The sequence below is a fragment of the Dechloromonas sp. HYN0024 genome (assembly GCF_003441615.1).
Lineage (GTDB): Bacteria > Pseudomonadota > Gammaproteobacteria > Burkholderiales > Rhodocyclaceae > Azonexus.
In genome coordinates, this window is record NZ_CP031842.1 from 1,443,945 (window position 1) to 1,468,628 (window position 24,684).

General features: G+C 61.1%; 26 protein-coding genes. 10 read left to right on the plus strand and 16 right to left on the minus strand.

Going from position 1 to position 24,684, the window contains the following annotated elements; all coding sequences use genetic code 11:
• Positions 1-67: 67 nt before the first annotated feature.
• The 10 genes from serB to HYN24_RS06865 form a co-directional block, all read right to left on the minus strand.
• Positions 68-907 (minus strand): phosphoserine phosphatase SerB, encoded by an 840-nt coding sequence (gene serB, locus HYN24_RS06820; RefSeq protein WP_117608546.1) that lies wholly within the window; start codon positions 905-907, stop codon positions 68-70.
• A 28-nt stretch (positions 908-935) separates the two neighbouring features.
• A complete protein-coding gene (locus HYN24_RS06825; RefSeq protein WP_117608547.1) occupies positions 936-1,226 on the minus strand; it encodes a hypothetical protein in 291 nt (96 codons plus the stop codon).
• Positions 1,227-1,251: 25 nt separating this feature from the next.
• Positions 1,252-2,325 carry a 3-deoxy-7-phosphoheptulonate synthase gene (locus HYN24_RS06830; protein ID WP_117608548.1) on the minus strand — a complete coding sequence of 358 codons (1,074 nt, stop codon included), beginning with the start codon at positions 2,323-2,325 and terminating at the stop codon, positions 1,252-1,254.
• Between the two features lie 3 nt (positions 2,326-2,328).
• Complete coding sequence (mfd, locus tag HYN24_RS06835; RefSeq protein ID WP_117608549.1) at positions 2,329-5,763, minus strand: transcription-repair coupling factor; 3,435 nt, start codon at positions 5,761-5,763, stop codon at positions 2,329-2,331.
• A gap of 135 nt (positions 5,764-5,898) precedes the next feature.
• On the minus strand, positions 5,899-6,111 hold the full coding sequence (locus HYN24_RS06840; protein ID WP_117608550.1) for a hypothetical protein: 213 nt from the start codon (positions 6,109-6,111) through the stop codon (positions 5,899-5,901).
• A gap of 91 nt (positions 6,112-6,202) precedes the next feature.
• On the minus strand, positions 6,203-6,796 hold the full coding sequence (locus HYN24_RS06845; protein WP_117608551.1) for a hypothetical protein: 594 nt from the start codon (positions 6,794-6,796) through the stop codon (positions 6,203-6,205).
• On the minus strand, positions 6,793-7,887 hold the full coding sequence (gene amrS, locus HYN24_RS06850) for an AmmeMemoRadiSam system radical SAM enzyme (protein ID WP_117608552.1): 1,095 nt from the start codon (positions 7,885-7,887) through the stop codon (positions 6,793-6,795). Before amrS ends, HYN24_RS06845 begins: the two co-directional genes overlap by 4 nt.
• Entirely contained in the window at positions 7,884-8,432 is a 549-nt protein-coding gene (gene amrA / locus HYN24_RS06855; RefSeq protein ID WP_117608553.1) for an AmmeMemoRadiSam system protein A, read from the minus strand. The genes amrS and amrA overlap by 4 nt, the downstream gene beginning before the upstream one ends.
• A complete protein-coding gene (gene amrB, locus HYN24_RS06860) occupies positions 8,425-9,228 on the minus strand; it encodes an AmmeMemoRadiSam system protein B (RefSeq protein ID WP_117608554.1) in 804 nt (267 codons plus the stop codon). The genes amrA and amrB overlap by 8 nt, the downstream gene beginning before the upstream one ends.
• A 10-nt stretch (positions 9,229-9,238) precedes the next feature.
• The gene (locus tag HYN24_RS06865) at positions 9,239-10,495 is read right to left on the minus strand and encodes an MgtC/SapB family protein (RefSeq protein ID WP_117608555.1); all 1,257 of its coding nucleotides are present in this window, start codon (positions 10,493-10,495) and stop codon (positions 9,239-9,241) included.
• Positions 10,496-10,536: 41 nt separating this feature from the next.
• Here HYN24_RS06865 and ispD point away from each other — a divergent pair, with 41 nt between their 5' ends.
• Genes ispD through HYN24_RS06880 form a run of 3 tightly spaced genes read left to right on the plus strand, consistent with a single transcriptional unit; the run spans position 10,537 to position 12,346 of the window.
• Positions 10,537-11,223 (plus strand): 2-C-methyl-D-erythritol 4-phosphate cytidylyltransferase, encoded by a 687-nt coding sequence (ispD, locus tag HYN24_RS06870; protein ID WP_117608556.1) that lies wholly within the window; start codon positions 10,537-10,539, stop codon positions 11,221-11,223.
• A complete protein-coding gene (gene ispF / locus HYN24_RS06875; RefSeq protein WP_117608557.1) occupies positions 11,220-11,702 on the plus strand; it encodes a 2-C-methyl-D-erythritol 2,4-cyclodiphosphate synthase in 483 nt (160 codons plus the stop codon). Before ispD ends, ispF begins: the two co-directional genes overlap by 4 nt.
• A 59-nt stretch (positions 11,703-11,761) precedes the next feature.
• On the plus strand, positions 11,762-12,346 hold the full coding sequence (locus tag HYN24_RS06880; RefSeq protein WP_162888629.1) for a hypothetical protein: 585 nt from the start codon (positions 11,762-11,764) through the stop codon (positions 12,344-12,346).
• Between the two features lie 171 nt (positions 12,347-12,517).
• On the opposite strand, the gene HYN24_RS06885 is transcribed toward HYN24_RS06880, so the two are convergent.
• The 4 genes from HYN24_RS06885 to ompR form a co-directional block, all read right to left on the minus strand.
• Entirely contained in the window at positions 12,518-13,135 is a 618-nt protein-coding gene (locus HYN24_RS06885; protein WP_117608559.1) for a sensor histidine kinase KdpD, read from the minus strand.
• Entirely contained in the window at positions 13,132-14,835 is a 1,704-nt protein-coding gene (locus HYN24_RS06890; protein ID WP_117608560.1) for a response regulator, read from the minus strand. The genes HYN24_RS06885 and HYN24_RS06890 overlap by 4 nt, the downstream gene beginning before the upstream one ends.
• 359 nt (positions 14,836-15,194) lie before the next feature.
• The gene (locus HYN24_RS06895) at positions 15,195-16,493 is read right to left on the minus strand and encodes an ATP-binding protein (protein WP_117608561.1); all 1,299 of its coding nucleotides are present in this window, start codon (positions 16,491-16,493) and stop codon (positions 15,195-15,197) included.
• Between the two features lie 53 nt (positions 16,494-16,546).
• A complete protein-coding gene (ompR, locus tag HYN24_RS06900) occupies positions 16,547-17,272 on the minus strand; it encodes a two-component system response regulator OmpR (protein WP_117608562.1) in 726 nt (241 codons plus the stop codon).
• 157 nt (positions 17,273-17,429) lie between these two features.
• On the opposite strand from ompR, the gene HYN24_RS06905 reads away from it, so the two are divergent.
• The 4 genes from HYN24_RS06905 to HYN24_RS06920 all read left to right on the plus strand — a co-directional run bounded on the left by HYN24_RS06905 (position 17,430) and on the right by HYN24_RS06920 (position 19,764).
• A complete protein-coding gene (locus HYN24_RS06905; RefSeq protein WP_117608563.1) occupies positions 17,430-17,753 on the plus strand; it encodes a hypothetical protein in 324 nt (107 codons plus the stop codon).
• Positions 17,754-17,840: 87 nt separating this feature from the next.
• Positions 17,841-18,530, plus strand: a complete 690-nt coding sequence (gene tsaB, locus HYN24_RS06910; protein WP_117608564.1) for a tRNA (adenosine(37)-N6)-threonylcarbamoyltransferase complex dimerization subunit type 1 TsaB — start codon at positions 17,841-17,843, stop codon at positions 18,528-18,530.
• Positions 18,527-18,988 (plus strand): ribosomal protein S18-alanine N-acetyltransferase, encoded by a 462-nt coding sequence (gene rimI / locus HYN24_RS06915; RefSeq protein ID WP_240327752.1) that lies wholly within the window; start codon positions 18,527-18,529, stop codon positions 18,986-18,988. Before tsaB ends, rimI begins: the two co-directional genes overlap by 4 nt.
• On the plus strand, positions 18,985-19,764 hold the full coding sequence (locus HYN24_RS06920; RefSeq protein WP_117608566.1) for a uracil-DNA glycosylase family protein: 780 nt from the start codon (positions 18,985-18,987) through the stop codon (positions 19,762-19,764). The genes rimI and HYN24_RS06920 overlap by 4 nt, the downstream gene beginning before the upstream one ends.
• Positions 19,765-19,770: 6 nt before the next feature.
• On the opposite strand, the gene lplT is transcribed toward HYN24_RS06920, so the two are convergent.
• Both lplT and HYN24_RS15810 read right to left on the minus strand, forming a co-directional pair.
• Positions 19,771-21,036, minus strand: coding sequence for a lysophospholipid transporter LplT (gene lplT / locus HYN24_RS06925; RefSeq protein WP_117608567.1), 1,266 nt, complete (start codon positions 21,034-21,036; stop codon positions 19,771-19,773).
• 122 nt (positions 21,037-21,158) lie between these two features.
• The gene (locus HYN24_RS15810; RefSeq protein ID WP_162888630.1) at positions 21,159-21,353 is read right to left on the minus strand and encodes a hypothetical protein; all 195 of its coding nucleotides are present in this window, start codon (positions 21,351-21,353) and stop codon (positions 21,159-21,161) included.
• Between HYN24_RS15810 and HYN24_RS06930 the strand changes: the two genes are divergently transcribed.
• The 3 genes from HYN24_RS06930 to radA are packed head-to-tail and all read left to right on the plus strand — an operon-like array spanning position 21,324 to position 24,678.
• Positions 21,324-22,226 carry a LysR family transcriptional regulator gene (locus tag HYN24_RS06930; RefSeq protein ID WP_117610239.1) on the plus strand — a complete coding sequence of 301 codons (903 nt, stop codon included), beginning with the start codon at positions 21,324-21,326 and terminating at the stop codon, positions 22,224-22,226. The two genes, HYN24_RS15810 and HYN24_RS06930, sit on opposite strands and share 30 nt — an antisense overlap.
• Positions 22,223-23,317, plus strand: coding sequence for an alanine racemase (gene alr, locus HYN24_RS06935; protein WP_117608568.1), 1,095 nt, complete (start codon positions 22,223-22,225; stop codon positions 23,315-23,317). The genes HYN24_RS06930 and alr overlap by 4 nt, the downstream gene beginning before the upstream one ends.
• Positions 23,317-24,678 (plus strand): DNA repair protein RadA, encoded by a 1,362-nt coding sequence (radA, locus tag HYN24_RS06940; protein ID WP_117608569.1) that lies wholly within the window; start codon positions 23,317-23,319, stop codon positions 24,676-24,678. The genes alr and radA overlap by 1 nt, the downstream gene beginning before the upstream one ends.
• The last annotated feature ends 6 nt before the right edge of the window (positions 24,679-24,684 follow it).

Sequence of the window (24,684 nt, forward strand, 5' to 3'; positions counted from 1 at the left end):
GGTGACTAAAGGCTCAGGGCGGGGGACGGTATCGACTGACGGGGTAGATTCGCGCCAGCCGGTGGGGCTAGTCGAACAGGTTAAGCAGTGAATCCAGGCCGCCGAAGTTGATCGCAATGTCAGCCTTGGCGCGGGTTGCCGGTTTGGCCCGGAAGGCTACGGATAGTCCTGATTGCGCCATCATCAGCAGGTCATTCGCACCATCGCCGCAGGCGATGACCTGGGCCTTTTTGAGCCCGAGTTCGTCGGTCAGGCGGGCGAGGTGGTGGGCTTTGGCAGAGGCGTCGACGATGTCGCCGACGACGCGGCCGGTCAGCTTGCCGCCAGAAATCTCGAGTTCGTTCGACGTGGCAAAGTCGAAGCCGAGTTCGATGCGCAGGCGTTCGGTGAAATAGGTAAAGCCTCCCGACAGGATGGCGGTGCGCAGTCCGGCGTTCTGGGCGGCCTCAAGCAGTTCGCGGGCGCCGGGTGAGAGCAGCAGGCGCTCGCCAAAGACGCGGGCGAGGACGCGGGCATCCAGCCCGGCGAGGAGGGCGAGACGCTGGCGCAGGCTTTCGCGGTAGTCAATCTCGCCCCGCATGGCGGCTTCGGTGACGGCCGAGACTTCTTCCTTCTTGCCGGCGAAGTCGGCGAGTTCATCGATGCATTCGATGGTGATCAGTGTCGAATCCATGTCGAAGCAGATCAGGCCGAAGTCGGAGAGCTTCTTGCCGGTTTCGACAAAGGCCCAGTCGAGCTTTTCTGCTTCGATCAACGGGATCAGGGCGTCGAATTCCGCCGTCCGCGTCGTACCCTTGAGGCGAACCACCTGCGGTGGGCGGGGTTCGACGGTCGATGCGCCAGTGGCGGCGACCAGACGTTCAAGCAGGAAGGTAGGAAGGGCGCCGCCCTGGATGATCAGGTTCATGGTGTTCCGATTGAGGTGGACGCTGCGTTTATTCCCGTGGTGCCCCGGCGCTCTCGCCGGCAGCCGGCGCATTTGTCGACGGCCAAAGCGTCTGGCGGAGATTGAACAGATAGCTTCCCGTGGCGATCACTGCGGCGACAAGGCCGAGTGTGATCTTGAGCGAGGATTCCATAAGGTCGTCGGGGGCAAAGAAAATCCACCAGGCGCCAACGAGCAAACCGATCAGCGCACCGCGCAGGTAAATCCACCGGCGAACGGAGGGGTGACAGGCGGCGGTTTCCGGGGGCTCGGGCGGCTGGTTTTCAGTTTGACCGGTCATGCGATTATTCCGCGTTATGAGTTTCTCAGGACAACCGTTCCGGCAGAACGTCGCGCAGCATGACGGCGGCGTCGCGGATCATCTTTTCGGTGGTGGCCCAGTCGACGCAGCCATCGGTGACCGAGCAGCCATATTTGAGCTGGCTCAGGTCGGCCGGGATGGGCTGGTTGCCGGCTTCGATGTTCGATTCGATCATGACGCCGAGCAGCGACTTGTTGCCATTGCGGATCTGGTTGACCACGTCGGCCATGACCAGCGGCTGCAATTCAGGTTTTTTCGAGCTGTTGGCATGCGAGCAATCGACGACGATATTGGTCGGCAGCTTGGCTTTGACCATGGCCTGTTCGGCCACGGCGACCGATACCGCATCGTAGTTCGGCTTGCCGTCGCCACCACGCAGTACGACATGGCCGTAGGCATTGCCAGTGGTGCGCACGATGGCGACGCGGCCTTCGCTGTTGAGGCCAAGGAAGGAGTGCGGATTGGAGGCCGACAGGATGGCATTGGTGGCGACGGCCAGATCGCCACTGGTGGCGTTCTTGAAGCCGACCGGCGTGGACAGGCCGGATGACATTTCGCGGTGCGTCTGGGATTCGGTGGTACGCGCGCCGATAGCCGTCCACGTGATGAGATCGCCGTAGTATTGCGGGCCATAGGGGTCGAGCGCCTCGGTGCCGGTGGGCAGGCCGAGTTCGTTAACGTCGAGCAGGAACTGGCGGGCCTTTTCCATACCGACATTGACCTGGAAGGAATCATCCATGAACGGGTCGTTGATGTAGCCCTTCCAGCCGACCGTCGTACGCGGCTTTTCGAAATAGACGCGCATGACGATCTGCAGCGTGTCGCCGACGTCATCGGCCAGCTTTTTCAGGCGGCGGGCGTAGTCCATGCCAGCGATCGGATCGTGGATGGAGCAGGGGCCAACGACGACGAACAGGCGGTGGTCCTTGCGGTCAAGAATCTTGCGCAACAGGTTGCGGCCGTGGGTGACGGTCTTGGCAGCCTTGGCAGAGAGCGGCAGGCGATGCTGGATTTCGTCCGGCGTCGGCATGGCGTCGAAGGCACTAACGTTTACGTTGTCGATTTTTTGCGTGGTCATAATCTATTGGGTCAGCTTGCGAATCATGTCTTTCACTGCGGCTACCTTGTCATTCAGGGTGGGGCAGTGGCGTAAAAGTGAAATTTTATCCTGTCCGGCCAGCTTATAGCTGCGGTCTTTCTGGATCAAATTGATAATCTTGATCGGTTCGATAGGGGCGAGCCGGGCAAATTCCGGACTGAACTGCAGGGTGATCTGGTCATTGGTGGCATCCAGCTTCTGGATGCACAGCGGTTTGACCAGCAGGCGCAGGCGGTGCGTGGCGAGCAGGGATTGCGCTTGCAAGGGCAGTTCGCCGAAACGGTCGATCAGTTCTTCCTGCAAGGTGTCGATTTCCTCGGCGCTTTCGCCATTGGCCAGACGCTTGTAGAGGGTCAGGCGTTCGTGCACATCGGGGCAGTAGGCGTCGGGCAGCAGGGCCGGGGTACGCAGGTTGATTTCGGTGCCGATGCCGAGCGGCTGGGTGAGGTCGGTGGCGGCCAGATGCTTGCCCTGTTTGAGGGCGGAAACGGCGCGGTTGAGCATCTCGGCGTACATGTTGAAGCCGACTTCCTGCATCTCGCCCGATTGGTTGTCGCCGAGCACTTCGCCGGCGCCCCGGATTTCGAGGTCGTGCATGGCGAGGAAGAAGCCGGAACCGAGTTCTTCCATGGCCTGAATGGCTTCGAGGCGCATCTTGGCCTGCTTGGTCATCGACTTTTCGTCCTGCACCAGCATATAGGCGTAGGCCTGATGGTGTGAACGGCCGACCCGGCCACGCAACTGGTGCAACTGGGCGAGGCCGAATTTCTCGGAGCGGTTGATCAGGATGGTGTTGGCGTGCGGGTTGTCGATGCCGGTTTCGATGATGGTCGTGCACAGCAGCAGGTTGGCGCGCTGGCCGGTAAAGTCGCGCATGACGCGTTCGAGTTCGCGCTCGTTCATCTGGCCGTGGCCGATCACGATGCGCGCCTCGGGCACCAGCTTTTCGAGCTTTTCGCGCATGTTGTCGATGGTGTCGACCTCGTTGTGCAGGAAATACACCTGGCCGCCGCGCTTGAGTTCGCGCAGCACGGCTTCGCGGATGATGCCGTCGGAGAAGCGGCTGACGAAGGTCTTGATGGCCAGACGTTTCTGCGGCGCAGTGGCGATCACCGAAAAGTCGCGCAGGCCCTCCATGCTCATTGCCAGCGTGCGCGGGATGGGCGTTGCCGTCAGGGTCAGGACATCGACCTCGGCTCGCATGGCTTTCAGGGTTTCCTTCTGGCGTACGCCGAAACGGTGTTCTTCGTCGATGACGACGAGGCCGAGGCGGTTGAACCTGACGTCCTTGCCGATCAACTTGTGGGTGCCGATGATGATGTCGATCTTGCCGTCAGCCAGTTCCTGCAGCGCCTGCGCTGACTCCTTGGCGGTCTTGAAGCGGGAGATTTCGGCGATGCGCACCGGCCAGTCGGCAAAGCGGTCGGTAAAGGTCTGGTAATGCTGTTCGCAGAGCAGGGTGGTCGGGCATAGCACGGCGACCTGCTTGCCACCGGCCACAGCACAAAAAGCGGCGCGTAGGGCGACCTCGGTCTTGCCGAAACCGACGTCGCCACAGACCAGGCGGTCCATCGGCTTGCCAGAGCGCATGTCGTTGATGACGGCAGCGATGGCAGTGGCCTGGTCGTTGGTCTCCTCGAAGCCGAAACCGTCGGCGAAGGCCTCGTAATCGGTTTCCTTGAAGTCGAAGGCGTGGCCCTGACGGGCAGCGCGGGCGGCATACAGTGAGAGTAGTTCGGCGGCGGTGTCGCGGGCCTGCTCGGCGGCCTTGCGCTTGGCTTTTTCCCACTGGCCGGAACCGAGGATGTGCAGCGGGGCGCTGTCCGGGTCGGCGCCGGAGTAGCGGGAAATGACGTGCAGTTGCGCCACTGGAACGAAGAGCTTGGCATCGCTGGCATAGTGAAGTTCAAGGAACTCTTGTTCGCCGAGGCCGAGATCCATGCGGACCAGACCCTGATAACGTCCGATGCCGTGGCTTTCATGAACCACCGGGTCGCCCACCTTGAGTTCAGTGAGATCCTTCAGCCAGTTATCGAAGCTGGCTTTCTTCTGTGCCTCCCGCCGGGTGCGGCGCGGGCTGCCGGCGAACAGTTCAGTCTCGGTGATGAAGGCCAGTTTTTCCAGGGCGAAACCGGCTTGCAGCGGCCCGATGCCGAGTGCCAGATGGGCCTTGCCGGTCAGGAAAGCTGGCAGATCGGCGAGGCCCTCGGGTTTCAGGCCATGTTCGGCAAACATCGCGGCCAGGGTTTCACGCCGACCGGCGGTTTCGGCGACCAGCAAGATGCGGCCGGCGAAACCGGTGAGGTAGTCTTTCAGTGCACCGAGCGGCGTATCGCTGCGTCGGTCAACGGCAATGTTGGGTAGCGTGCCGGCCGCATTCTGGCGCTCAAAGGCGAGCCGTCCGTAGGCCTTGGCGGCGGTGAAAAAGGCTTCGTCGGAGAGAAAAAGTTCATCCGGTGGCAGTAGCGGTCGTGACTTGTCGCCCTGCAACAGGTTGTAGCGCGACCGGGTATCGGCCCAGAAGGCGGCAATGGCGGCCGGTGCGTCGCCATGGGTGACAAAGACGGCATCCTTCGGCAGGTAGTCGAAAAGGCTGGCCATCTCGTCGAAGAAGAGCGGCTGGTAGTACTCGATGCCGGCGCTGGCAATGCCCGTCGAGATGTCCTTGTAGATGCCCGACTTGGCCGGGTCGCCCTCGAAGCGCTCGCGGAAGCACTGGCGGAAATGCGTCCGTCCCTTGTCGTCCATGGGGAATTCGCGGGCCGGCAGCAGGCGGACTTCCGGCACCGGATAGACCGTCCGCTGGGTATCGACGTCGAAGGTCTTGATGCTTTCGATTTCATCGTCGAACAGGTCGAGCCGGTAAGGCAGTTGCGAGCCCATCGGGAAGAGATCGATCAGACCGCCGCGAATCGAGTATTCACCCGGTGACACGACCTGGGTGACATGGGCGTAGCCGGCCAGCGTCACCTGGCTGCGGAATTTCTCGGCGTCGAGCGTCTGGCCCTTCTTGAAGGCGAAGGTATAGGCCGCCAGGAAAGCCGGCGGTGCCAGTCGATAAACGGCCGTCGAGGCCGGCACGAGGAGGATGTCGATGTCGCCCTGAGTGGCGGCCCAGAGGGTGGCCAGGCGTTCGGATACGAGATCCTGATGGGGTGAGAAATGATCGTAGGGCAGCGTTTCCCAGTCCGGTAGCAGGCGGACGCGCAAGCCAGGCCCGAACCATGGAACTTCATCGAGCAGTCGCTGCGCGTCTGCCGCGCTGGCCGTCACGACGGCGAGCAACTTGCCGGGGTGGCGCGTGGCGATCTCGGCCAGCGCCAGGGCATCCGCAGAGCCGGCCAGCGCCGGCAGGTCAATGCGGCTGCCGGCCTTGGGCAGAGCGGGAAGCGGAAGCAGGGGCGGTGAAGCGGACACTCGGGAAAGGGCAGCGTTGAGGGGCAGGAATTATAGCGTTATGGCGCAGCCGATTCCTGTCGGTTCGCCGGATCATCGGAAAAATAGAAAAAGCCGGGAAATCCCGGCTTTCGACCGCAAAACGGCTTGCTGAACCTAATGCGGCAGCTTTGCCTGATGGCTGGCGTTCAGCGCTACCGCGCTGGCCTCTTCGCTGATGCCGCTGTCTTTGGTGAAGTAGGTGTCGAGCGGACACTTGTGGCCAGGCGGACAGTCATGTTCGTGAGCGCATTCGGCCTGGGTTTCGTCGGTCAGGACGAGGGTATGAAAATCCTCGCAACGGGCGAGGGGAGCATCGAAGATGGACATCGGAGTCTCCTGAATGTTTGGCTACATGATCAGTCTAGTCGCGATACCCACAATAGACCACACCCGAATGGGCGTACTGGCCAAAACCTGCTTAACCGGGAAGATGCCGCAAAAACCATACGGCGGCCGGCGTGGCAGGATCTTCACCGATATTGATGGTCTGCATCTCGTGAAGGCAGGCCAGGTGCGAGGTGGCACGTTGATAGGCGGCCTTTGCGGCCTGATCGTCAGTGTTGAACAGCATGAGCAGGGGGGCCATCAGGAGGTCGAGCGCCTGCCCCCCGGCGCGGTCGATCAGACCGCCATGACAGGCTACGGCCTTGACTTGCGTATCGCGCTGGGCAGCTGACCGAATGGCGGCCGGGGCGACATCGCCGGTGGTGAAAATGGTCAGTGGCAATTTTTCCATGTCGCCGTCGAGGCGGATCATGTCGAGGAGGTCGATCAGGCGCTGGGTGAGGCGAGGTACGTTCTGGGTTGCATCGGCGAATTGCATCTCCTGGGCAGTCAGCAGTTCCATGGTGAAGGGGGCAAAGCCGAATTCGACGAAGCACGATGAAATGGCGGCATCCTGGGCCGCGTGATGGGCGCGGGCGATGAGGATCAGGCCGCGTGGTTCCTCGGGTAGTTCAAGCTGGCCGTGTAGCGAGCCGTGGGGAGTTTGCTGGGTGATGTAGCGGTTCATGCGGAGAGACGGACGGGAATGCGTTTGGGGCCGAAGGCTCTACCGGCATGCCCAAGCACCTTGCCGAAGCGGCCGGCGATGGTGGTCTGGCAGTGTGGGCAATGGCCGTCGGGGGTCAGGTCGTAGCGGCGAATATCGTACCAGTCGCGGACGATCAGTGCGGCTTTGCAGTTCGGGCAAAAGGTGGTGCCCCCTTCAGGGTCGTGGACGTTGCCGGTAAATACGTGATGCAGGCCGGCATCAAGGGCGATCCGTCGGGCCTGGGTCAGGGTGGCGGGCGGTGTGGGCGGGAGGTCACCCATTTTCCAGTCGGGATGGAAGGCCGAGAAGTGCAGCGGCACGTCGGGGCCGAGTTCACGGGCAATCCAGGTCGCCAGTTCGTTGATTTCCTGAGCGCTGTCGTTGTGGCCGGGGATGAGCAGGGTGGTGATCTCCAGCCAGCAGTCGGTGTCGTGATGAATGATGGCCAGTGTGTCGAGGACCGGTTGTAAATGGCCGAGACAGAGTTTGTGGTAGAAATTTTCCGTGAAAGCCTTGAGGTCTACGTTGGCCGCATCCATGACGGCGAAGAACTCGCGGGCTGGCTGGGGGTGGATGTAGCCGGCAGTCACCGCTACATTGCGAATTCCCTGCTCGCGGCAGGCTAACGCCGTGTCGATGGCGTATTCGGCAAAGATGACCGGGTCGTTGTAGGTGTAGGCAACCGCGTCAGTGCCGTAACGCCGGGCCGCTGCCGCAATCGTCGAAGGGCTGGCACTGTCCATCAGGCGGTCCATGTCCTTTGATTTCGAGATGTCCCAGTTCTGGCAGAACTTGCAGGCGAGGTTGCAGCCGGCGGTGCCGAAGGACAGGATGCTGCTGCCCGGATAGAAATGATTGAGCGGCTTTTTCTCGATGGGGTCGATGCAGAAACCGGATGAGCGGCCATAGGTTGTCAGTTGCATCGAGCCGTCCACCATCTGCCGGACGAAGCAGGCGCCGCGCTGGCCCTCGTGCAGCTGGCAGTCGCGCGGGCAGAGATCGCACTGAATGCGGCCGTCGGGCAGTGGATGCCACCAGCGCCCGGGAAAGTTGGGTTGGCCGTGGCTCATGGCGCAGTTTCTCGCCATTTTCTGACAGCGTAGCGTTCAAGGCGGACATCTGGCCCCCAGTAATTGGCGGGCAGTCCGGCCTTCTGTTTGAGGTGGGCCATGAAGGTTGCAGGGTCGGGTAACTGCTCCCAGACTTGAGGCAGGAAGGTCGAACGACGCTGGCCGGCGGTGAAGATCACGCCGTCGATATTCGGACGCAATTGGGCGAGGGCGTAGGCCTCGCTCGTGAATGACATCGCTTCGGGTGGCGCCAGCAAAGAGACTTCAACGCGGGTGATCGGCAGTTCCCCGGCTGTCAGCGGCTTGAAGCGGGGGTCGCGAAAGGCTGCGGCACGGGCGTTTTGCACCACATCCTCGGCCAGTGGCCGCCAGGCCTCAAGGCTGCCGATGCAGCCGCGCAGGTTGCCGTGCTGGGTCAGGGTGACGAAAGTTGCGCCCATTTTCTGCAATGCCGGGTCGTCGACCGTGGTCTGGCTGGTGTCACCTAATTGTGCGGCGATGGCGTTGCGGGCCAGCACCAGTAGCGTGGGACCCGGATCAGTCATGGTGGCTGGCTGCCGTGAAGGAGAAAGAGGCATAACCGACGACGCGGTTCCTGTCGCCTGCCGTGTCGCCGGAATTGCAAGAGCCGAGCAGCCTTGCCGCCAGTCCGCGCTGGCGGGCCGCCAACAGCAGGCCGTTGACCGGGTAGGCACCGCAGGCTTGCTGCGGATTGATCGTGGTGTCGAATTGGAGGATATGCGCGCAGGTATTCCGATCAACCTGCTGGGCCGTCGCATAGGGCAGGAAGTGCGACAGGTCGGAACTGACCACGATCAGGGTTTCCGGGCCATCCCATAAGCGGTCGAGCACCTCGGCAACGGCTTCCGGTGACGCATTGCCAACGGCCAGGGGAACCAGCGTGAATGATGGCAGCACGCGCTGCAGGAAGGGCAGGTGCACCTCCAGAGAGTGCTCCAGGGCATGCACGCGGTCACTGAAGACAATCTGCGGCAGATCGGCAATTCCTGCGATGGCCTCGGCGTCAAGCCGGATAGTGCCGAGCGGCGTGGCAAAGGCGTCGCCTTCGGGCAGCGCGATGCCATCGACGGCAACCCGGTGCGTCGGGCCGAGCAGGATGACGCGGCGGATGCTTGTTGCACACGGGGCCAGGGTGGCGTAGGCCATGGCAGCGGTCGAGCCGGAATAGACATAGCCGGCATGCGGCACGATCAGCGCCTTGGGCTGGATGGCCGAAGTCGCCCCGGCGCCGGCCAGCAGCTGATCGACCGTGGCGGCCAGGGTGGCCGGATCAGTCGGGTAGAAGGTGCCGGCGACGGCGGGAGGACGGGTGTTGATCACGGTTGCCGCCTCATATAAAGAATAATCCGGCGGCCATGCCGCCACCGATGGCGAGCAGCCCGGGCAGGGCGTGACGGGCCAGTTTGCTGCCGCCAATACTGAGCACCAGGCCAATTTTGAAAATCAGATTGGCCATCAGGGCCAGCGTGACGGCGATGACCGCATCGCCACCCGGCAGTTTCTGCAGGTTGAACATGCGCAAACTGGATAGCACGCTGGCGTCCGCATCGGTCAGGCCGGAGACCAGAGCGACGATGAAAACACCGCTGCTGCCGGCGATGTCCTGCAGCCAGGCGGAGGCCAGCAGGACGATGGCGTAGAGCAGACCGAAGGAAATGGCGGTGCGCAATTCGGTCGGATTCTTGACCTCCGGCATGGGCAGCGGACCGGCCGCACTAAGCACCTTCCAGCCATACAAGGACATCGCCACGCCCGGTACGATGCCGCAGGCGAAGACAATGGCAATGGGCGTGGCCAGTCCGGGGGCGACGAGGCTGGCGACGATGCCGATACGGATCATCACCATGATGTTGGCAATCAGGATGACGATGGCCGACATGTGGATGAGGTCGGCATGGTCGCGCGCGTGGCGGGAAAACATCATGGTCGTTGCGGTCGACGAGGCCAGCCCCCCGAAGATGCCGAGCAGTGCAGCCCCGTGGCGGGCGCCGACGATGCGCAGGGCGAGATAGCCGGCCAGCGCCAGTCCGGAGATCAGAACGACCATGTACCAGACCTGGCGTGGATTGATGGCGTTGTACGGCCCGAAGTCCTCGCTTGGCAGAATGGGCAGGATGACCAGCGAGAGCACGGCGAATTGCAGGATCGAGTTGATATCCTTGGGTGTCGTTCGTTCGCTGAACTGGCGTAGTTCTGCCTTGAAATAGAGGAGTACGGTGGCGGTGATGGCGAGCATGACGGACAGGGTCGAATAGCCAAACCAGACAGCGGCGCCGAGACCGTAAGTAATGATGATGGCAGCTTCCGAGGTGAAACCGCGATATTGCTCTTCTTGCTGCGCCGAGAAATTCGATGCGACCATGCTGCCCGAGATGACCAGCAGGCCAGCCACCAGCAACCAGGGTCCGCCGGTTTTTTCGCCGAGCAGGGCAAACAGGCAACCGAGCATGGCAACCAGAGCGAAGGTGCGCAGGCCGGCCGAGGCGTCGGGACGCCGTTCGCGTTCCATGCCGATGAGCAGGCCGATACCCAGCGCCGTGCCAAAAGCCTCGACCGGCGCAGCCAGTTCAGGAACGACGAAGCTCATGCGATTCCTCATTTCCGATGGTTATTCAGTAAAATTAAGCCATGCCACGCCATTACGCAATCGTTCCCGCTGCCGGCAGCGGTTCCCGCTTTGGTAGCGAGAAGCCCAAACAGTATCTCGATCTCCTCGGTCGCCCACTGATTTACCATACTTTGAAGGCTTTGACGGCTTGCCCGGACATCGAACGGGTGTGGGTTGTGCTGGCCCCGGATGATCCGTGGTGGCCGCGTTACGACTGGAGCGACCTCGGCCCCAAACTCGAAACGGTTCGCTGCGGCGGGGCGACACGGGCCGAGAGTGTGCGCAACGGGCTGCGCGGAGCAGCGATGGTGGCGGCTGACGACGACTGGATTCTGGTGCACGACGCGGCACGGCCCTGTCTGTCCGCCGCCATGCTCGATGCGCTGTTTGCCGAACTGGCCGACGACCCGATCGGCGGCATTCTCGCCGTGCCGGTTGCCGATACCCTCAAGCGGGCGGATGGCGAACAGCGCGTTGCCGTGACCGAGCCTCGCGATGGCCTCTGGCAGGCCCAGACACCGCAGATGTTTCGCTACGCCCTGCTTGATCAGGCGTTCAAAACCGAAATGGCTGTCACCGACGAAGCCGGTGCCATCGAGGCGATGGGTCTCAAGCCGAAACTGGTGCGCGCCGATTCGACCAATCTGAAGGTTACCTATCCGGCCGATCTGGCCCTGGCGGCAATGATACTGAGGGCACGCAAATGAATTTCCGCGTCGGGCAGGGCTACGATGTGCACAAGTTGGTCGAGGGGCGCAAACTGATCCTCGGCGGCGTTGAAATTCCCCACCCCACGGGTTTGCTCGGCCATTCCGATGCCGACGCCTTGCTGCATGCGATTACCGATGCGCTGCTTGGTGCGGTTGCTCTGGGCGACATCGGCCGCCATTTTCCCGATACCGACCCGCGCTATAAGGGGGCCGACAGCCGCGTCCTCCTCCGTGCTGCCGTCGCCCTGCTCGCCGAGCGTGGCTGGTGTCCGGTCAATGTGGATGCCACCATCATCGCTCAGCAACCGAAGCTGGCTCCACATGCTGCCGCGATGGTATCCAATGTCGCGGCTGATCTCGGTATCGCGGCCGATTGCGTCAATATCAAGGGCAAGACCAACGAGCGGCTTGGCTATCTCGGTCGGGAAGAAGCGATCGAGGCCCAGGCGGTGGTTCTGGTCGAACGGGTTGAGTGAAGGCCAAACCTGATCAAACCCAATGTCCCTGAACCCTAACGTCTTCTTTGGTCCGTCGGGTGAGCAAGAGAAAAGCCGTCATGGATCTCGATGAGGAGATTCGCCAGCGAAACCGGCGTTATCTTCTACTCGCCCTGATCCTTCTGGCGTGCGGGTACGTTGCTCTGGCCTCGTACCTCGGCCTGGTATTGGCGACGGTCTGGACATCTCCTGTGTTTGGTAGCTTGCTGGCGTATTGGCTGGTCCAGCACTGGGCTGGGAAGTCCTTTCGGTGGTTCAGAAAACGAGCATATGCCGGCACTGACGGCATCTATCACGCCTATGACGATCTCCAGGTCCGTGTGCGCTGGAACGGGGCTTTCTGCGAAGTGGCCATGGTCGATGTGCTGAATGTCCTTCGCATTCCGAAAGACGAACAGCGCAAGATAATCCGCCGTCTTGCCCTCCGCTATCCAGGCGATGTCTATCAATGCGCCCAGAAGGAATGGTGGTTCGCTGACACGGCCCTGCTCGACTGGCTGGCTGACAAGGGGCAAAACCTGCATCACCACGTCTTGCGCTTCAGGCGCTGGTTCGAGAGGGAAACTTTCCCGGCGCTGCGGAGAAAGGCGGAACTGGGGAAAGTGCCGGATGGGAATCGCTGACGACTTGACGCGTATCCCCTGGCTATCGAATTTGACTGCCTTGGTGCCCCCCGGGGTTCGCAGGAGTTTCTCGGCGCGACCACGGTCGTCAAACGGTAACGGTTCGTCATCATGATGATGTTCTGGCTTGAGCGCAGCTGCGGAGAGCCGTGATGCCAATCACCATGGTCGTTAGGGCAGCAATAGCCTGAATACCGCCCCAGCACAGTTTTCAAGGTCGATACGTCCATGGCGTCCCTTGCAGAGATGTTGCGCGGCAACCTGGCGGGCGATCGTCAAGCCTACGCCAGTACCGACCGACTTTTTCTCGAACGTACAGTTTTCATCGAGCCATTCCGCTGGGAAGCCTGCACCATCGTCGCGAATCTCGAAACAAAGGTATCCATCAACGAGTTGCATCTTGATGCTGACCTTATGTCGAGCATGGCGCCAAGCATTCATCAGCGCATCAAGCAAAACCAGTTGTATCAGCTGGTAGTCCATCTGCCATACCGGGTAAGGCATGCATGACAGGTCCGAGTGCAATTCGGTACTGATCCCAAGGGGCGCGAACTTCTGGATTTCAGAGCTGAGTTCCTTGAAAAACTCTTCGAGATGGACCTCTCCTGGAAAAACCTCGATGCTTTCCCGCCCTTGTCGAAACAGCGTCATGGCCAAGCCGAGCAAGGCGCCGATATGGTCGATTTCTGCAGCGGCATCGGGATTACCCTCGCGGCGCAGCCTGTCGATGACGGGCATCAAGCGATTGCGGGCGTTGTGAATGAGACTGGCAATTCGTACGTCGATCATTCGCCAATCTCCATGGTGCAGGCGTCGTCGAGCGAGCCGTGATCGTCAACCGCAGGCTTCAGCATGTCCGTTTCCCCAGTGAGTTTGACCAACAGGCGCTGCAAGGGCGGCAGGCGGGGATGATCAGGTTTAATCTTGGCCAGTTGTTGCAAGTGATCACGGGCGAGTTCCAGATATTGCCGTGGTCTGCTGTGCTGCGGCAGGCTCATCAAATTTTGCGGCGCATTGTGCTCTACCCATCGCAGGAGGGCCTGGACGTAGTTGGCTTGAATGGTGGCGTGATTTAGCAGACGTTTGGCAATCCTCTGCATGTTATTTACTACATCATCAAAATGGCCGGCCTTCATGTGCCGGGCCGCTTCGTTATTTATCTTGATAAGTTCGCGCAGTGATTCGTCAATGATCGCGGCGGCTTCGGCGCCGGCAGCAGTACGCCCCATCACCGCCTTGGCTTGTGCGACAACTGCTGCATTTTCCTGCCAGTTCTCAGCGACATGGATGAAAATTTCGTTGCCACGCTCGACTTCGCCGCATCGATGGCAGGCTTCAGCCAGTTCAAGCTGGGCTTGCGGGGCCATTTGTTCGCTAAGGAGTTCAAGTGCATCGCGTACCCGCTTTTTGGCATCGAAAGAGCGATTCGCGGCAACCAGGGTGATTGCTTCGGCCGCAATTTTTCGCACCATCAGTGGGCGACTTTCGGGGAAGTGCTCAGTAATGCTGTTCAGGACTTCCATCGCCTGATCGTGACGGTCCATCTGACGCAAGGCATTCGCTAAACCGAAGAAATCTTCAGTACTTCGCAGCAGGCCATGGCGATCCCGCTGGGTGACAATTTTCAGGAAGCGGCTGGCCTTTTCATGGTCGCCGTTTTCCAGTGCCATCAGACCGAGGGCACGAGTACGGCGGTTAGATGGAACAATGGCGTGCGCCTGTTCGAGAATTTCCTGTGCCCGGACGGTTTCGCCCCGATCCGATTCCAGCGAGGCCATTTCGTCGTACGCGGCGACAAACTGGGGAAAATTGCTGAGGGTTGATTTCAGCTTTTCTTCAGCCAGTTCCGGGTAGCCCATTAGCCGCAAAATACGGGCTCGCCCAACCTCGGCCCAAGGGGTAGGGCGCCAGGCAATTATCTTGTCGTAGACGTTTGCAGCTTCCCCCCATTGTTCCTGGCGAATCAGGCAGTCTGCCTTGATCTTTAGGGCTTCGAGCGCAAAGCGGTCGGCGGCAACCACCAGCGCATTGCAACCATCAATGGCAGCTGCCAGATCAGGGGATGCCAAATCGAGAGCCCCGTACACCGTTTTCAGCGCCTTGCGCTTTTCCAGGACAAATTCGAGGCGCTGTGCCAGCCCTGCTTGAGTAAACGGCTTGAGGAGATAGGCATCTGGCGCAAGCTCCACGGCACTGGCGACGCTGCTATAAGATGCCTCGGCCGTAATCATGATAAATCCCGTGCGGCGAGGAATGCGCTTTTCGGCTCGCAGGTATTCAAGAAGCTGCTGACCGTTGGTGCTTTCGCCAAGGTTGTAATCGCAGAGCACGGCATCATAAGGATGCTTGTGGGCTGCGCTGAAGCGTTTCAGCGCCTGAACGACATTTCTTGACTGGTCGACGTGAAAACTACCGATTTGCTGCAGTTGATGTTCAATGGCAGTCGCGACTCCTTCATGATCTTCAATGATGAGTATTTTCTGCTTCATTGCCTCTCCTCGGCGATGCCGTATTCATGCGCAAAAATACAATAAATATCCACTGATATCAAATTTGGTTAATTTTGCATTTAATGCGAATTGCGAGTGAAACGCTGCATCCTGGTAAGACGATGCTTGAATCGAGAGCTCTCAGACCTTGTAACGTCGGTAAACGAACTATTTACTGGGACACTGGCCTTGAGAAATTAGCGCGTATCCGGGTGTTGAGTGGGTAAATCTTGCGCTAAAGGTACTCGGTATCACGAAGATTGTGGCAAATCCCGTTCTGGTCATGATCCGCTCCGCGCCATTGGTACGGCGGGTTGGCTCTATATACCGCCGCTCGGAACCTCTCTGTCTACTAACCCTCAGTGTCGAATCGGTAAGGTTAGCCGAACGAGCAGCCCACCACCGGCATTGGGCAGTAGTTCAAGTCGCCCGTCGTGCAACCGGGCGATGCGCTCGACGATAGCAAGCCCAAGTCCGGTTCCCGTTGCATTGGTACGGGCGCTTTCGAGTCGGGTGAACGGTCGTTTCAGGCGTTCAATGTCTTCGGGGGGGACGCCCGGCCCATGATCACGGACTTCGATCCATATTTCACCATTGACCGCAGAGGCCGCCAGAGTGATTTCGCCACCGCCGTATTTGACGGCGTTGTCGATCAGGTTGGTAACGGCGCGGCTGACTGCTTTCGCCCGGAGCAGCGTTTCCGGTAGTGGTTCGATGGCGGTGCTCAGGGGGTGTCCAACGTATCGCTGCCGTTCGGCAATCCCGGACAGAACGTCAGCCAGATCGGTGAGGACCGGCGCTTCGCCGGATTCGGTGCGGGCGTAATCCATGAATTGCGAAATCACCGCCTCCATCTGTTCAATGTCGGCAATGACGGCCTGACGGGCACTGTCTGCGACGCTCATTTCGGCCTCAAGGCGGAGCCGGGTGAGTGGCGTGCGCAGGTCATGCGAGATGCCGGCTAGCACTTCCGAGCGATCGTTTTCATGGCGTTCGAGATCGGCCGCCATGGTGTTGAAGGCAGCGGCCAGTCGACTCAGTTCTTCGGCCCCGTCTTCCGGCAGTGGCTCTGGTTTCAGGCCACGCCCTACGGTTTCGGCCGAGTGCGCCATGGCTTTGAGGGGGCGACTGATGCGTGAGGCGATCAGCCAGGCCACCGCCATGGCGAGGCTGACGGCAAGCAGGCCCCAGAGCAGCCAATGGCTGGCGAAGTCGCGGGCGGCCCGCTCGCGGGGCAAGACCAGCCAGTATTCCTCGTCGTCCGCCTCATCGAGGCGGAAGCTGACCCAGAAGCCGGAAACCTCATCGACGCTGGCGGCGATCCTTGTGTGATCACCCAGTCGTGCCGTCAGTTCGCGCTGCAATAGCCGAAAAAAACGTGAATCGGGCATTGCTTCGAGCTTGTCTTCCGGTTCGGCGGGCAATAGACGGATACCTTCCCGGGTCGAGAATTCGGCAAACAGACCCAGACGCTTTTCTGGTGCGGCGGCAAACAGCGAGGCGCGAATAAGGTTGACCGCGGATGCCGCCAGTTGGGCTGTTTCACGCGCCCGTGGTTCGGCGTCAATGTAGCGGAAGAGGCTCAGCCAGGCTGCCGTGGTCAGCAGGACGAGCAGGGCGAGGAGCAGAAAGGTACGGGCCAGCAGGGTGCGCGGCATCAGCTCGTGCTCCGGGGCGACGCCACTGTTCTGTGGGTGATCGGGGGCACGGCCTATTCCTTGGCGGCGCCATCCGGCACGAAGACGTAACCGAAGCCCCAGACGGTCTGCAGGTAGCGGGGCTGCGCCGGGTCGATCTCGATCAGCTTGCGCAGGCGCGATACCTGAACGTCAATGGCGCGGTCGAATGGCCCCTGTTCACGTCCGCGGGCCAGGGTCATCAGCTTGTCGCGCGACAGGGGCTGGCGAGGGTGATGGAGCAGTACCTTGAGTACGGCAAATTCGCCGGTGGTCAGCGACTGCAATTCGTTGCCACGGGTCAGCGTTCTGGCGGCGAGGTCGACTTCGATGTTGCCGAAGGTGATCTTTTCCTGGTCGTCCGCCGGTGCGCCGGGTGGCTTGCTGCCCTGGCGGCGGAGTACGGCATGGATGCGGGCGAGCAGTTCGCGCGGATTGAAGGGCTTGGGCAGATAGTCGTCGGCACCCATCTCGAGGCCGACGATGCGGTCGATTTCATCGCCCTTGGCGGTCAGCATGATGATCGGCGTCCGGTCACCCTGGCCGCGCAGGCGGCGGCAGATGGTCAGGCCGTCCTCGCCCGGCATCATGAGATCGAGAACGATCAGGTGGTAATGTTCGCGGGCGCGCAGCTTGTCCATCTGCTGGCCATCGGCAGCCGCTTTTACGGCAAAGCCCTGTTCACCGAGGTAACGCGTCAGCAGGTCACGCAGGCGGGCGTCGTCATCGACGACGAGGATGTGTTGGTGTTGTTCGTTCATGCTGGCAAGGATAAGGGCGGACAGTGAATTGAACGATTTGAATGGTAACAAGGATTGTCAGGGACTTGCCGGGAAACATATTCTTACATTTGGGCCTGTGGCCTGGACCCCGGTCGTTGGACAATATCCCCATCGGAACTTTCTTTGTGCCACTGCCATGAAACATCGTCTTGTCCTTTCGCTCTTGCTGCTCAGCCTGCTAGGCTCGGCTGGTGGCGTCTGGGCGCAGGCATCGTGGCGCGACCTGCCGCCGGACGAGCGGCGGCAGATGCGGCAGCAGATGCGCGAACACTGGCAGCAGGACCGTGAAATTCGCCGTGACGAAGGTGCGCCGCGCTGGCGTGACGTGCCGCCGGAAGATCGCCGTCGCTTGCGTGACGACATGCGTGAGCAGCGTGGCTGGCAGGATCAGCGTCAGCAACGGGGCTGGGGCGAGCCACGCGAAGGGCGGGGCGGTGGTCGGGGCTGGCGTCGAGACTGAATCCGCCTGGTCCGGCTGCATTGTTCGTGGCTGGGCGTTTTCAGCTTAAGTCCCGGTCGGGCCACGCCTCCGGTAAAATGCTGGCCCATGCTGATCCTCGCACTCGAAACCTCGACCGAACTCGGCTCCTGCGCGCTCTGGCGCGACGGAGTCGTGTCCGAACGCATCTGCCCGCCGGGCAAGTCGCATTCCGAAACGCTCTTGCCTTTGGTCCGTGAACTATTGGCTGAGGCTGGCTTGAAAGTCAGTCAGCTGGACGCCGTCGCTTTTGGTGTCGGGCCAGGGGCCTTTACCGGCTTGCGCGTTGCCTGTGGGGCAGCGCAGGGACTGGCGGTTGCCGCCAATTTGCCGCTGATTCCGGTGACCAGTCTTGAAACGATGGTGGCGCAGGCGGCTGGCGAGCGTGTTCTGGCACTGCTCGATGCGCGCATGGGCGAGGTATATTCCGGTAGCTATCAACGTGGCGACAGCGGCTATATCCTGCGCGGCGATATTCGCGTTTCGCCGCCCGATGCGGTGCCGTTGCCGAGCGAACCTGGCTGGCTCGCCTGTGGCAATGCCATCGCGGCTTATCCGGCCCTGGCGGCCCGTCTGGAAGCGGACGGCATCGACGTTCGCGCCGATATTGCCCCTACCGCCGCAGTCGTAGCCCGCTTGGCCGCACCGCGCGCTGCCCGTGGTGAAGGGATCGACGCCGCCCTGGCTGTCCCGCTCTATATTCGCGACAAAGTGGCCAAGACCGTGGCCGAACGACTCAGCGAAGGCGGCCGGGCGTGAGCGTCCTGAGTCTCCCGGCCGAGTTCTTTCCGATGAACGAGCGCGACCTCGACGCGGTGGCCGCCCTCGAAGCGACACTGCAGATCTTTCCGTGGACGCGCGGCAATTTTGCCGACTCACTGGTGGCTGGCTATAGCGTCTGGGTGCTCCGGTTGGGCGGTGATCTGATCGGCTTTTCGGTGGTCATGCCGGTGATCGACGAAGCGCATCTGCTTACCATCGGAATCTGCAAGCGTTATCAGGGGCAGGGCTATGGGGCGCGCATGCTTCGCCACGCCATGGAATACGCCCGGCTGGGTGGCGCCAAAACCTTGTTTCTCGAAGTCCGGCCCTCCAACGAGCGGGCGGTCGATTTGTATCGCCACTTCGGATTCCGCCAGATCGGGCTGCGCAAAGGCTACTATCCGGCGGTAATCGGGCGCGAGGACGCGCTGGTGTTTGACAAGGAATTGGCATGAGCCTGAGCCGCGAACAGATGTTGGTCGAGATGGGCATAACGCCGATCTGGGTGTTGCGCGATGAAGCGCCGGTTGAACCGGCTGCAGCGGTGAGTCAGGTGGTGCCGGCCGAAGCGGAGACTGCCGCGGCCGTCGCCGTCGTTGCGCCGGCTGCCAGTCCGCCGGCCGACTTCGCCCTGCATCCGATGACGGCGGTCGATACGCTGGATTGGCCGGAACTGGCGCGGCAGGTTACCGATTGCCGCGCCTGTCCGCTGTGCGAGCAGCGCAAGCAGGCGGTGCTGGGTGTTGGTGATCTCAATCCGGACTGGCTGTTCATCGGCGAAGGGCCGGGTGCCGAGGAGGATGCCAAGGGCGAGCCATTCGTCGGTCAGGCCGGCAAACTGCTCGACAACATGCTGGCCTCGCTTGATATCGTCCGCGGCCAGCGGGTGTATATCGCCAATGCCGTCAAATGCCGCCCCCCCGCCAACCGGACGCCGGAAGCGGTTGAGCTGGCCGCCTGTGCGCCCTATCTGGAGCGGCAGATCGCCCTGCTCAAGCCAAAGATCATTGTTCTGCTTGGCAAGGTAGCGGTGCATGCCCTCCTGCACGATGACAAGGCGCTGGCTGCCCTGCGCGGCAAACGCTACGAGGTGGCGGGGATTCCGGTGGTGGTGACCTATCACCCGGCCTACCTGCTGCGCAATCTGCCGGACAAGGCCAAGGCCTGGGAGGACCTCCTTTTTGCCCGTCGTCTGTTGCGCGAGCAAATGGCACCTGAGTTGCCGTTTTAGACGGCTTTAGTGGTGGGCTGAATCGTCCAGATGCTGGACATCGTCCTGCTCGGCCTGGTTGGCGATATGGCGTTGGCGGATCATGTACATCAGGCCGCTGACGAACAGGCCGAACAGTGAAACCACCCAGTAGATCGACAGATCCATCTTGACCATCAGGTAATACAGGCCGGTCATGATCAGGATCGAGATATTTTCGTTGAAGTTCTGGACCGCGATCGAATGTCCGGCACCCATCAGGATGTGGCCACGGTGCTGGAGCAGAGCGTTCATCGGTACGACGAAAAAGCCCGACAGGCCGCCGATGAGAATGAGCAGCGGCACGGCCAGCCAGATGTCGTGGACGAAATTCATGATCAGCACGATGAGGCCCATGGCGATACCGAGCGGGATGACCCGGATCGACTTGCGCAAGGTGATGAACTTGGCGGCGGCGATGGCCCCGATGGCGACGCCGACGGCGACCACCCCCTGAAGCATGGAGGCCTTTGAGAGGCCGAGGCCGAGCGCCGTCTCCGACCATTTGATGACGATGAACTGAAGCGTTGCGCCGGCTCCCCAGAACAGGGTGGTGACGGCCAGCGAGATCTGGCCGAGGCGGTCACGCCAGAGCAGCGTCAGGCAGTGATTGAATTCGTGGATCAGGTAGATCGGGTTTTTCTTGAGCGCCTTGTGGTCGACGCCGGTATCGGGAATGTACAGGTTGAAGACGGCAGCGAGAATGTAGAGGACGGCAACCACGGAGAGCGCCATTTCGCCGACGGTATCGACCCCGGTTTCGATGATGGGAAAATCGAAGGCGAGCAGATGCTCGGCGACATCCGGGCGAATCAGCGTACCGCCGATGACGACGCCAAGAATGATGGCACCGACGGTCAGGCCTTCGATCCAGCCGTTGGCGACGACCAGCAGACGATGTGGCAGGTATTCGGTCAGGATGCCGTATTTGGCCGGCGAATAGGCGGCAGCACCGAGACCGACAACGGCATAGGCGGCGAGGGGGTGGGCACCGAAAAACATCATGCTGCAGCCGATAATTTTGATGCCGTTGCTGATCAGCATGACCCGGCCCTTGGGCATCGAGTCGGCGAAGGCGCCGACAAAGGCGGCCAATACGACATAGGAAACGGTGAAAAAAGTCTTGAGCAGCGGTTCGTATTCCGACGGTGCATGCATCTCGCGCAAGGCGGCGATGGCGGCGATCAGAAGGGCGTTGTCGGCCAGCGCGGAGAAGAATTGCGCGGCCATGATGATGTAGAAGCCGAACGGCACGAAATAGTTGTCTCTTATATGACTTTGGGCGAGGTTTATACCACGCTGAGAATTCGGCGCAAGCCTTGCGTGGTTGTCGCGGTTATGCATGGTTGCGCGCGCCCTGAGCAAATCAATTGAGCCTAGGGGGCGCCGGTTAAGTCTTGATGACAGCCAAGGCGTCGAAAATGCAGGTGATTTTCGCTGGCGGCCTTGCCGTCCGGAATTTTTGCCAAAATCCGAAAAGCCCGCCGGAAGGAGCGCGGAATGTGATTGAATATCGCCCGCAACCCTTTAGGAGAGAAATCATGGCTGACCGGCGCTTGCAGGTCTTTCATGCCGTCGCCAAACATCTGAGCTTTACGCGGGCGGCCGACGCCTTGTTCATGACGCAGCCGGCCGTTACCTTCCAGATCAAGCAACTGGAAGAACAGTATGGCACGCGCCTGTTCGAGCGGCGGCACGGCGGCATTTCGCTGACGCCGGCCGGCGATCTGGTGCTCTCCTTTGCTGAAAAAATCCTCGCTCTGTCCGATGAGATGGAGACCCGTCTATCAGAGATGACCGGGGAAATGCGTGGCCCCCTGCTGGTCGGTGCCAGCACGACCATTGCCGAATTCATGTTGCCGCGGGTACTGGGTGAATTCAATGCGGCCTATCCCCAGGTGCGGGCGCGATTGATTGTCGCCAACTCGGAAAGCATCGAGGGGCGGGTCGCCGAACATACGCTTGATGTCGGCCTGATTGAGGTTCCGGCCAAACTGGCCGGCCTGACCAGCCAGATTTGCTGCGAGGACGAGTTGCAGGTCATCTGCGCCCCCGACTATCCGCTGGCCGGCATGAAGTCGGTAACGCCGAAAGCCCTGGCCGACTATGAGTTCATTTCGCGGGAACCAGGTTCGGGAACGCGGGAAATGACGGATGCCTACTTCCTCAAGCACAAGGTATCACCCGACAGCCTGAAGATGCAGATGGAACTCGGCAGCCCCGAGGCATTGAAAGGCGTGGTGTCGACCGGACTGGGTTTTGCCATCGTATCGAAGGCGGTCGTCGACAAGGAAACCCAGCTCGGCGAGCTGGTCGCCATCCCGCTTAATCCGTGCCTGAGGCGCAGCCTTTATCTGATTTTCCAGGAAAGTCGCTTCCAGTCCAGGTTAACGGCTACCTTTATAGAATTTGCCCGACAGAAACTGAAAGAAATGGCGTCATGAAAACCTCCCGTCCCATTCGGGCGCGCATCGCCCCGGCGGCGATCCTGCACAACTACCGGCTGGCCAGGGAAAGCGCGCCGCAAAGCAAAGCCTGGGCGGTGGTCAAGGCCAATGCCTACGGCCACGGTCAGTGGCGGGCCGTGGAAGCACTGCGCGGCGAGGCGGATGGTTTTGCCCTGCTCGAATGCGAAAATGCCGTGGCCCTGCGTGAGGCCGGCATCACCCAGCCCATCCTGCTTCTCGAAGGCGTCTTCAGTGCCCGCGATGCGCGGGCGGTCGTCGAACATCGGCTGACCTGCGTCGTGCATTGCCAGGAGCAACTCGAATTACTGCTGGGCAGCGCTGCCGTCGTTGCACCGCTGTCGATCTACCTGAAGTTGAATACGGGGATGAACCGCCTAGGGTTTACGGCTACGACGCTGGCCAGAGCCTGGCAGATTCTGCGCGAAGTGCCACAGGTTGATGTCACCCTGATGACCCATTTTGCCGAAGCGGATGGTGAGCGTGGTGTCAGTGAGCAACTTGAACGCTTTAACGGGCTGGCTGGTGACTGGCGTGGTCCGGTCAGTCTGGCTAATTCAGCCGCTCTCCTGCGTCATCCCTCCACCCATGGCGACTGGGTGCGGCCGGGCATCATGCTATATGGTGCCAGCCCGTTTGCCGGTATCAGCGCCGAATCACTCGGTCTGCGGCCGGTCATGACCCTGGAAAGTGCGATTATTGGCGTGCAGGAATTGGCAGTTGGTGACCGTGTCGGTTATGGCGGCACCTTCACCGCCGAGCAGCCAATGCGACTCGGCATTGTCGCCTGCGGCTATGCCGACGGCTATCCGCGTCACGCGCCAAGTGGCACGCCGATTGCCGTCATGGGGCAGCCGACGAAAACGGTCGGCCGCGTGTCGATGGACATGCTGGCCTGCGATCTCAGCCATATTCCGGCCGCCGGTATCGGTGCGCCGGTCACACTGTGGGGCAACGGTATTGCCGGCAGCGTTCCGGCCGACGATGTGGCGGCAGCAGCAGGGACTATCGCCTACGAACTGTTCTGCGCTGTCGCACCGCGTGTGCCAGTGATTGTTGACGGCAAATAATGGCCAAAATAAAAACCATCTACAGTTGCACCGAATGCGGCGCCACCAGCCCTAAATGGCAGGGCCAGTGCCCCGGCTGTAACGACTGGAACACACTGGTCGAAACGGTGGCCGACAAGGCACCGACCAACAGCCGCTTCGAATCCCTGGCGCCGACCGCCAAATTGCAGAATCTTTCGGAAATCGAGGCGCGTGAAGTCGAGCGCATCGCCTCCGGCATCGGTGAATTCGACCGGGCGCTCGGCGGCGGGCTGGTCAATGGTGCGGTCGTGCTGATCGGTGGTGATCCGGGCATCGGCAAGAGCACCTTGTTGTTGCAGGCACTGGCCCACCTCTCGGTCGCCAACAAGGTGCTTTACGTCAGCGGCGAAGAATCCGGTGAGCAGGTGGCCCTGCGCGCCCGGCGACTTGGCCTTGATACCCGGCGTCTGCAACTGATGGCCGAAATCAATCTGGAGCGCATCCTCGCCACCCTGCAGGCCGAAAGACCGACGGTAGCGGTCATCGATTCGATCCAGACGCTATGGTCCGACCAGCTTTCCAGCGCTCCGGGTTCGGTGGCGCAGGTGCGTGAATGCGCGGCGCAACTGACCCGTCTGGCCAAGCAGGCCGGTATCACGGTGATTCTTGTCGGCCATGTCACGAAAGAGGGGGCTTTGGCTGGCCCCCGCGTTCTCGAGCACATCGTCGACACCGTGCTGTATTTCGAGGGTGACACGCATTCGAGTTTCCGTCTGGTACGGGCCGTCAAGAACCGTTTTGGGGCGGTCAATGAACTCGGTGTCTTTGCCATGACCGACAAGGGCCTGAAAGGCGTCAACAATCCGTCGGCGCTTTTCCTGTCGCAGCACGGGCAGGATGTGGCCGGCTCCTGTGTGATGGTGACGCAGGAAGGAACGCGGCCGCTTCTCGTTGAAATACAGGCGCTGGTCGATACCTCGCATGGCAATCCGCGACGTCTGACGGTCGGCCTCGATCCGCAACGACTGGCCATGCTGCTGGCTGTCCTGCATCGCCATGCCGGTATTGTGTGCTTTGATCAGGATGTCTTCGTCAATGCCGTCGGCGGGGTCAAGATTACCGAACCGGCAGCCGATCTCGCGGTGTTACTTTCAATAACATCTTCCCTTAAAAATAAACCATTACCGTCGAAACTTATAGTGTTTGGTGAGATTGGTCTGGCCGGGGAAATCCGCCCGGCACCACGCGGCCAGGAGCGATTGAAGGAGGCGGCCAAGCTGGGTTTTACCCGGGCGCTGATTCCCGAAGCGAATCGCCCCAAGCAGGCCATTCCCGGCATGGAGGTGATTGCCGTCAAGCGCGTCGAGGAGGCGGTGGCGCGGATTCGCGAGATCGAATAAGCTACC